The 9,326-nt window shown below is 56.4% G+C and carries 6 protein-coding genes; 3 read left to right on the top strand and 3 right to left on the bottom strand.

Annotated features, from left to right (window positions below; translation table 11 throughout):
• Nucleotides 1-20: 20 nt before the first annotated feature.
• Entirely contained in the window at nucleotides 21-539 is a 519-nt protein-coding gene (locus tag AC6RA8_RS18780; protein WP_500354812.1) for a DJ-1/PfpI family protein, read from the bottom strand.
• Between the two features lie 18 nt (nucleotides 540-557).
• Nucleotides 558-1,733, bottom strand: coding sequence for a multidrug effflux MFS transporter (locus AC6RA8_RS18775; RefSeq protein ID WP_500354810.1), 1,176 nt, complete (start codon nucleotides 1,731-1,733; stop codon nucleotides 558-560).
• A gap of 436 nt (nucleotides 1,734-2,169) precedes the next feature.
• Here AC6RA8_RS18775 and AC6RA8_RS18770 point away from each other — a divergent pair, with 436 nt between their 5' ends.
• The 3 genes from AC6RA8_RS18770 to AC6RA8_RS18760 all read left to right on the top strand — a co-directional run bounded on the left by AC6RA8_RS18770 (nucleotide 2,170) and on the right by AC6RA8_RS18760 (nucleotide 8,092).
• Nucleotides 2,170-5,775 (top strand): M10 family metallopeptidase C-terminal domain-containing protein, encoded by a 3,606-nt coding sequence (locus AC6RA8_RS18770; protein WP_500354808.1) that lies wholly within the window; start codon nucleotides 2,170-2,172, stop codon nucleotides 5,773-5,775.
• 102 nt (nucleotides 5,776-5,877) lie between these two features.
• The gene (locus AC6RA8_RS18765) at nucleotides 5,878-6,276 is read left to right on the top strand and encodes a hypothetical protein (protein ID WP_500354806.1); all 399 of its coding nucleotides are present in this window, start codon (nucleotides 5,878-5,880) and stop codon (nucleotides 6,274-6,276) included.
• A gap of 778 nt (nucleotides 6,277-7,054) precedes the next feature.
• A complete protein-coding gene (locus AC6RA8_RS18760; protein WP_500354804.1) occupies nucleotides 7,055-8,092 on the top strand; it encodes a calcium-binding protein in 1,038 nt (345 codons plus the stop codon).
• Between the two features lie 472 nt (nucleotides 8,093-8,564).
• Here the strand turns inward: AC6RA8_RS18760 and AC6RA8_RS18755 are convergent, their stop codons facing one another.
• Nucleotides 8,565-9,197: an MSMEG_1061 family FMN-dependent PPOX-type flavoprotein gene (locus tag AC6RA8_RS18755; RefSeq protein WP_500354803.1), complete on the bottom strand. Its 633-nt coding sequence runs from the start codon at nucleotides 9,195-9,197 to the stop codon at nucleotides 8,565-8,567.
• Nucleotides 9,198-9,326: the final 129 nt, after the last annotated feature.

Here is a 9,326-nt window from a genome sequence, read left to right as displayed (position 1 = left end):
CCGGAGCCCTTGCAAAGCCGCTACGTGGTGCTGGATTTGCCGAATCTGCCCGCAGTCACACCGCCGCCGGTCATGCGGTTGCGGTCATGAACGACGCGGGAGTGATCTGGCTCAACCCCAAGTGCCTCCAGCACATCATAGACAGCCCAATGGGTCGCGGCCCGGTAGCCATCGAGCAGCCCCGCCATGCCAAGGAGCAGTGCACCGGAGCAGACGGAGGTGACATATTTGGCGGTGCCTCCGGTGTGCGCAAGAAAGTCGATCACGTCATCTTCACCCATCGTCCCGGTGGCGGTGTAGCCGCCCGGCACGAACAGCACGTCCAGGTCGTCTGGAAGATCTTCGAAGGTATGTGAGGGGTTGATCGATAGGCCAGAGTCGGTGGCCACCGGGTCGAGCGTCTTCCAGACGAGGTACGTCTCGGCATGAGACCCCAAAACGGCTTGCGGTCCAGTCAGGTCCAGCATGGTCATGCCCGGGTAACAGAGCATCGCAACTTTCAGGTGTGCCGGAGTGGACTTGGGAATTGATGTGTCCATTGAGGATTCCTTTCGTGGTTACGGCGCGCTCGACGCGGCAAGTGTCAATCGGCGAAGTGTTGGGAGCGCCACGGCGAAGGTGAGAACCGCACAGGCTGCGGTTCCAGCGATCATCGGCAGGGCCGTGCCGTCGAAGAACAGGCCTGAGAGGGTCACCATCAAGCCGCCCGTCAGCATCTGCACAGTGTCGCCGAGTGAGGAGGCAAGGCCGGCGATGCGCCCATGGGGATCGAGCGCCAGGACCATCGTGGTCGGTATCAGGAGGCCGAGACAGGCATTGGCCAGAAATAATCCAGCGATGATGGTCAGAAGCGTACCAAAATCAGACGCGACCAAAGCGAGCAGGAGCAGGGTTAGGACTGCGAACCCAACGACCGCCATGCGGATCAGATGGACGGTGCCGAACCACGCCCCTAGCGAGGCGGCAAAGAAGCCGAGCGCATTGACTGCAAAGGCAAGGCTGAAGCCGGTCGGGATCAAACCGAACTGGCTGCTGTAGACGAACGACGCGCTGGCGATGAACACCATGAAGCTGCCGAAGCCACCGATCAAGGTCAGCCCCATGAACACCGGATCGCGCAGCAGCAGCCGTGCATCGCGCCATAGCTGCGGAAGGTCGATCCGCGATCGTTTTTCCGCCGCCAGCGTTTCCGGCAAAGCCGTCGCCGTCAGTGCAAGGCTGAGTACCGCCGCCGCGCTTAGCGCCCAAAAGATGACCCGCCAAGGGCCGAGCGCCAGCAGACCACTGCCCACGAGTGGCGCGACCATAGGAGAGACTGAGACGACCAACATGACCAGCGCCATCAGTTTCATGGCCTCTGGGCCGGTACGCAGGTCCCGGATGACAGCGCGCGGAAGAACCAGCAGCACTGCCCCGCCAAGACCCTGCAAAACGCGGAAGGCCATCAACACCTCGATGCTCGAGGCGAGGGCGCAGCCGACTGAGGCCAGAGCAAACACAGTCATCCCGAAGTAAAGGGGCGCCTTGCGGCCCACCTGATCCGACCAGGGGCCATAGATCAGCTGCGCCAGACCAAAGCCGAAAAAGTACGCGATCAAAGTGCCCTGAACAGCGGCTGGTTCGACCGCCAGGTCTGCCGCAATCACTGGCATTGCAGGCAGATACATGTCGATGGCGAATGGTCCTACAACGGAGAGCAAGCCAAGGATCAATGCGGCACGGGTCAGGGTCATCGGTCTCGCTTTGGTTACCCAAGGTAAACTCCCATTTTCAAGCCAAGTTTCGCCGATCACGGCGTGATTTGGATTTCCAGTTGAACTGCATCACGAAACGGTGATTATTCAATTCAAGGTAGAACTTTATGTGCACCACAAACACTGCATCCGCCAGTGATGAAGGTGTCATGTTTTTTAACCAGCCCTTTGCCCCCCAAGTCCGTCACCCCGACGCCCGTTGATCATGGGTGCCGCAAATCCTGAACGACCGTAGCGATTTACGGTTGCCGGTAGAGGAGTCCCAAAACATGACAGCGTGGCCTTAGCTAGCCGCCTCAAAAAACAAAGAAGTTCATCGTTTCCGACGTGATCAGCAAAGCCACTGTCCGTCGCCTATTCTCTCCGTCGATCTGAACTAGTGACACCGGCGTCTCTGCGAAAGGATAATCTGAAGATGTGCATGATGTGCCAACTGGGGTACGGCCCCGAACAAGAAACTTCATTTGGAAAGATCGGTTCGGATCAGATAGGTCTGCAAGTGGTCCTGGGCGAGGCGATGACCCTGACGCCGACATTGGCCGCTCTGACAGCTCTTGATGCGAACAACCCCAACCCGGTTGAGGCTCATGACAGCGCCGAAGCCACGGAAAGGGCTGATATGGATGAAGCGACAGACAGCCCCACGGCAGCTGAATCCGATCAACCGGCGACCTCGGCAAATATGAATGCCGACACTGCCGAGGATGCGTGGTGGGAAAATGACCAGACGCCGGACAATCCTTTTGGCAAAAGTGAAGATTACGAAGCCTATCTCGATTACCTGGGCGCATTGCCACGAAGCCTGACACCAGAGATCGCGGCCGAACCGCTCCGGATCAACGTATCCGAGCTCAGCAACCACCCCGACTATCAGGAAGCCGCCGTTGGCGCGCTCGAGATGTGGGCGTCTGTCACACCGTTCGAGTTCGAAATCGTCGACGACACGCCCTATGACGAAGACACGGACTGGATGCAGGTGGTCAGCCCGGAGATTGGCGAGCAAAGCGATGGTAGCGCCTTTTCCAGCGACCGATACATCAGCGTCGGGCAACGCTTCCACGACACCGAACCCAACCTCACGGATATCGGCGGCTACGTCTTTGACACCTTCATTCACGAATTCGGTCATGAGTTCGGCCTGAACCACCCGGGTCTTTACAACTACAGTGGCCCCGGCGGCGTTCAGATCAACTATCTGAACAACGCCACATGGATCTATGACCGGCAGCAATACAGCGTCATGTCCTATTTCGATGGGATTGACGTGGGTGAGGACACGCGCTGGTCTGCGGCGACCCCGTTGATGGGTGACATCGAAGCTGTCATTCGCACCTACTTCTCAACCGTCGACGAAAACGGCGAGCGCACGTACCAAACAATCAACCTGAACACCGATGACGATGTCTATGGCTTCAACAGCACGAAATATGGCTATGAACTGACCTCGTCAGGCATGACCCGCGATATCGGTTTTGTCATCCACGACACCGGCGGCACCGATACGATGGACTTTTCCGGCTCGATCGCGGGCACCATCCTCGATATGCGCGCCGGACATTTTTCCAGCGTGAACGGCCACAACAACAACGTGTCCATCTTTGCCGGCCACAATGAGGATGAAACCGAATACTACATCGAAAACGGGATCGGCAGCCAACATGACGACATCATTATCGGCAATGCTGGCGACAATGTCCTGGATGGCCGCGGTGGCGGTGACCGGATGGCTGGCGGTGACGGTGACGACACCTATTTCGTAGATTCCCTTGATGACGTGGTGCGCGAAGAGATGGATGGTGGCAATGATACTGTCTTCGTGATGTCGCGAGATCTGGAAATCGGGAACATCGCCAATGTCGAAAACATCATCTATGTCGACAGCACCATCGCCGAATTGGAAGAGGATGACGGCGATACGCCCCCGACCCCCGGAGACAACACCCGAACCAGCATCATCGTGGGTGACGACACGGATGAGACGATAGACGGCTGCGCTGGCGACAATACCATCTTCGGACTTGGCGGTGATGATATCATCATTGGCGGCACGGATTCCCTTGCCAGCCGCGACATCAACAATACCATCGACATCGAAGATCTTGAGGATCAGACCGAAAGCGACGACGGCAACGACGCGCTTTATGGCGGCGATGGCAACGACACCATTCTGGGCGGTCAGGGCGATGATCTGCTGGATGGCGGTGACGGTGACGATGTGCTGAGCGGTCAGGCGGGCGTGGATGTCTTCCGGGGCGGTGCGGGCAGCGACACGGTGGACTACAGCCGTGAAAGCCCGTTCCAACTGATCGTCAATCTTGAAACCAACTTTGCCAATGGCGGCACAGCATCTGGCGACACGTTCTATAGCATTGAGGGTCTGATTGGATCCGATGACCGGATCGACCGCTTCATCGGGACCTCCGCAGCCAACCACTTCATCGGTCAGGGCGGCGGAGACGTCTTCAACGGTCGCGATGGCAGCGACACACTGGACGGTGGCAGAGATGGTGACATTCTGTACGGTGAAGGGGGCGATGATGTGATCATCGGTGGCGCCGGTCAGGACTATCTTGATGGCGGGGAAGGCATCGACACGGTGGTCTACAGAAACAGCTCAAGTGGCGTAACTGTCGATCTTGCCAATGGCATGGCCATGGGCGGGGACGCCACGGGACCCGTTCAGATTGTCGGTCGTGGTACAGCGATCGAGCACGACATCCTTGTGGGTTTTGAAAATGTGCAGGGCTCCTTTCACGATGACTGGCTCATCGGCGACGATCAGGTGAATGGTCTGACTGCCGGCGCGGGCGACGACACGTTGACCGGCGGCGGTGGAGGCGATCTGTTGGATGGCGGTGCCGGTAGTGACACCGCAGACTATTCAGACGCGAACAGCGGGGTCATGCTTAATCTGCGTCGCGACGGATCCGACGGTGATACCTATGTCTCAATCGAAAATCTCTCCGGCTCCGGCTTCGGTGATCTTCTGCGCGGGGACGAGGCCGCCAATGTCCTGACTGGACAGGGGGGTGATGACAAGTTGCGTGGTGGGAACGGAGATGACACTCTGCTCGGTGACTTCGCTTACGAAGATGGCACCCTGCCGACACCTGGTTTGGGCACGGGCTACGTAACGCTTGGACCCGATGCGACGAACAACTCAATCGCCACGGCATTCGACATCTCGGACAACTTTTCGCTGGAAGCGGACCCGAACATCTTCGACTCGACAACAGTGCTTCACACTACCGTCGAAGCGACCGGAAATGGCCAGGGCGGTTATTACAGCATCGAACTGGTGGCCGGCACCATTCTGTCCATTGACGTCGACGGCATCGCGGACCCGAATGTGCACGACAGCTGGATCCGGCTCCTAGACAGCAACGGAAAAGTCGTGACCGAGAATGACGATGGCGGCGGCGACCCCGGCTCTACCTCCATACGCGATTCGAGCACGGTTCACGTCGTTGAAGAAACTGAAACCTACTACATACTGCAAGGAAGTTGGACGCAGGAGTCTGAGGAGGGCGGCTGGACAGAAGTCGTTCCCGAAGGCTCGACATATACGCTCAACGTCTCCGTCGAATTCCCGCCAGCGCCCGCCGAACCAGGTGAAGCAGGCTCAGATGTACTGTTCGGAGGGCGAGGCAGCGATCTGCTCGATGGTGGACTAGGGGGCGACACGCTCACGGGCGGACTGGGAGATGATACCTTCCGTTTCTCCACAGATCTCGGGGATGGAAACATCGACCGGATCAGGGACTTTGAGATCGATGAGGATCTGATCCTTCTCGACAATCGGGTCTTCCTGGAGTTGGGCCGCGAAGGCGCGCTGGCATTCAACTCATTCCACAGCAGCGCTTCGGGGGTGGCCCGCGACAGCGATGACCGTATCATCTACAACACGGATAACGGTGCGTTGTTCTATGATGCGGATGGTTCAGGTGGCGGTGAAGCGATCCAGTTTGCACGGCTGGACCGAAACCTGGACTTGTCTGCGGACGACTTCGTCATCATCTGACGCCCATCGGAAGGGGTGCGTTTAGTGCAGCCCTTCCGGTTCCCGCAAGCGCAATGTCGGCCGAGCCAGCACACATGATGAAACCGAAAAGGAGATGCCGAATTGACGCTCTGTTTCAATCGCCGCACGCTACTTGTCGGGGTGCCGATACTGGGGATTGCCATGTTTGCAGAAACAGCACATGCCCAACCGGAGGACATGCGCGGCAGAGTGACTTACGCAGGCGGGAAGGTCATCCCGGTGGGCCGGATTGAGATTTTTATGGATGACACCGCTGTTCCGGAAAAAAAGCCGGGCGATCAAGCCATAAGCATTGAAAGTGATGGAAAGTCACATCAGATCGATTTCCTATTCACATGGCCCGCTGTCGCATATACGTCGACCACCCTTAGGCTTGTTGCGCTTCTAGAGCGCGAAGACGGCTGGCTGATGGCCCGTGGCAGCGCAAAGATCAAAGCCGGGCGACCGATCTCCATCACTCTCAATACGGTGATGTATTGAATTGACCGAACCCTAGTACGTTAGCTGCGTGAAGGCGCCTCATCGACATCTGGTTCAGAGTCTTTGCCCACGTTACAGGCCAAGATCAATGCGCCTACTCCACTGAATTGGTCTGCTAGGCTCAGTGGCGTCATCCCCAAGCATCGTTCATATGGTTTCTCCACCAAATCGCCAACCAAGGTCACACGCCTTAACGAACTCATGTCGTGGAGTTACGCGGCGAGAGCACTGCAACAGGCTTAGGGGAGGCCACTGGTTTCCCTGTTGCCGCTCGTAATCGGTTGGCTTTCCTCGCGCAAAGTCGAATATGAAGCTAACGTCAGTTCCACAGCGCTCCGTGCTGCAAATCCCACTTGCATACGATCGTATCTGCCGCTTTGAGCAAGCGCGCTGAGCGCAATGAAAATCTGTGCGACGAATCCCTAGACCCTCGGCAAAAAACTTCGCTGGATTCCCTTGGCTCTTTGGCATCGCTTGAAAAGCAGACATTCGTGCAACTTGCTGCGTCGGTTATTGTGGGCTCAAGCTGGACATTGGATCGTTGCGCGAACTTGAGTAAGGTGTGTCAACACAAAGGAGCCTGTGGGTTCCCTTATTCTCTGTGCCCAGGCATTGCTAGAATCCTGACCAAATGTGTCAAAGCGCAAACACTTTTTATAGAATTTTTCGCAATCTCGTCGATTTGACGCCCAAGTTTGTCTGTAGCCCGCTGCCCATGGGTTGGCCGAGCAGATGACACCGGCGCCCTCAAAAAAACTTGTCAAAAAGGGTATCGGAAATGCCAACAATCAACGAAACATTTGACTCCGTTTTAAACGCACATGCGAGCGGCAGCTATAACATCGCCGTTGGAGACGTCTTCAACGGAACGCTATCTCCGACTGATACGCAAGACGCCATCAACCTGACCGGGTTGACGCCAGGCGAAACCTACACAATTTCGGTCACGGTCGCTGATCCGACGGGCAACCTTTCCCTGATATTGGTGAACCATTCTGACTTCCATTCGCATGGTTTCAATTTCGTTGACGGCGCCCCTCTGGAAACGACTGGTTTCGATCGCCATTTTGCATCGAGCACCGCACCAGAAGTGGACGGTAACACCTTCAGTTTCTCCTTCACTCCAGCGCCTGGCATAACCAGCTTTGCATTTGCGCTGCAAACCGGTGACAATGAAACCTACAGTGTTTCACTGGAAGAAACAGTTCTCGAAAATGTCATCGACGGCACGATCGGCAACGACCAGCTGAAAGGGTCCGAAGATCTCGACATCATCACCGGTGGGGAAGGCGACGACCACCTCGATGGCTATGGTGGCGACGATGTTTTGAACGGTGGTGCCGGCAAGGACAAACTGACCGCTGGAGCCGGTAACGACACCTTGAATGGAGACGATGGCAACGACCTCTTGAAAGCCGGTGACGGGGACGACGTATTGAACGGAGGCGCCCGCAATGATCGTCTGCATGGCGATGCAGGAGATGACACTTTGAATGGCGGGTCCGGCAACGACAAGCTGTACGGTGGTGCCGACAACGACGTACTCGACGGCGGTACAGGCAAAGACATCCTCACTGGTGGCTCCGGCGCAGACGTTTTCGTCTTTGGCAACGGATCGAACAGAGACACTATCACAGACTTTGAAGATGGTGTGGACCTCATGGACTTCAGCGGCGATGCGTCGGTCACATCGTTGGCAGATCTAGTGATCTCGCAGAACGGCGCTGATGTTGTGATCAGCCACGGCGGACCAGATCAAATCACTCTTCAAAATATGGATGTCGCGGACATTGATGCGGCAGACTTCATCTTCTGATCTTGAATAGAAGCGAAACTGAAAAGGCCCGCATCTCTGCGGGCCTTGACGCATGACGCCGTGATCGATGTCATGTGCAATCTATACTCCAACCTCACCTCGCAAGAGGCCATGCGTCAGCTTTTTGACGTAACAGATGGCCGACGATCATCTGGGTAGTGCGCAACCGCTGCCAGCAATCTTTCCCAGAAATCCGGGGCCAGTTTTCCGGCTCGGCCCAGACGGCGAACGGGAGCTGCTGGTCAAAATGTCTTGGGGCTTGCGGAGGCCGGACGTGTCCGAACGAAGCCGCTGTTAATGCGCCTTACTCATTCGATACTTTGGGCCCCTTGCAGACCTTTGCGGCGCCATGTACTGACTACCGGACCCCAAGCCCGAAGCGGATATTTGCGCGAAAAAAGCTTGTGCAGTCTGAGACCTTACAAATCTGGCTTGAGGGAGTCGCCAGTAGAAGACGAGAACAGCTCTGAGTTCATTCGTCGTACAACCGGTTTTCCTCGTTGTTGCGGAGATGAGCGCTCATTTCGTCATAGTCGACTTCAAGCTTTCCATGCGCAATCAAAGCTTCTGCATAGGTCGGCAGGTCATCCGGTTTAGCGTGCACTTCAGGCTGCCAAAGCTTTGAACGAATAATCGACTTACCACAGTGGTAAAACGCTTCCTCGACATAGGTGAGCACCGCGAAGTCAGGTATTCGACCGTTGATCGCGCAGGCTTCACGCACGGATAGGTCTCGGATCACCTGGGCACTTCCGTTCAAGCGAACGACCTCGTTCCGGTGCGGCACAAGAAAAACCAACCCGATACGCCCCGTCTCGATGATGTTTTGAAACCCATCATATCTATGATTGCCGGGACGGTCGGGAATGGCGAGGGTCTTGTCGTCCAGTATCTTCACAAACCCGGCTGGATCCCCCTTTGGTGAAACATCCATATTCCCATTCGCGTCCACGGTTGCCATCGTCATGAACGTACTGTGTTCAATCCAGACGCGGATGTGGTCATCAATTCTGTTGATGAACTTTGACGTCTGGCTGGGATAAGGACGACGCATATCCTTGTACACATCGTCGAGTGTCGTGACTACGTCTGTGGGCTGGTACATCGCCGATCTCCTTTGATGAGAGACCTACAAAAATTAGTGGTTTCTGTGAAGTTAGACCCGCAAACTCCGCCAGTCTGTGGCTGAAAGCGAAATCACAACCCGAAGTGGACGTCGGCTCGCAGCCCAAAG

This window comes from Tateyamaria sp. (genome assembly GCF_059783535.1).
The sequence above is the reverse complement of the archived record's forward strand: the minus strand, read 5'-3'. Positions and strand labels throughout refer to the sequence as shown.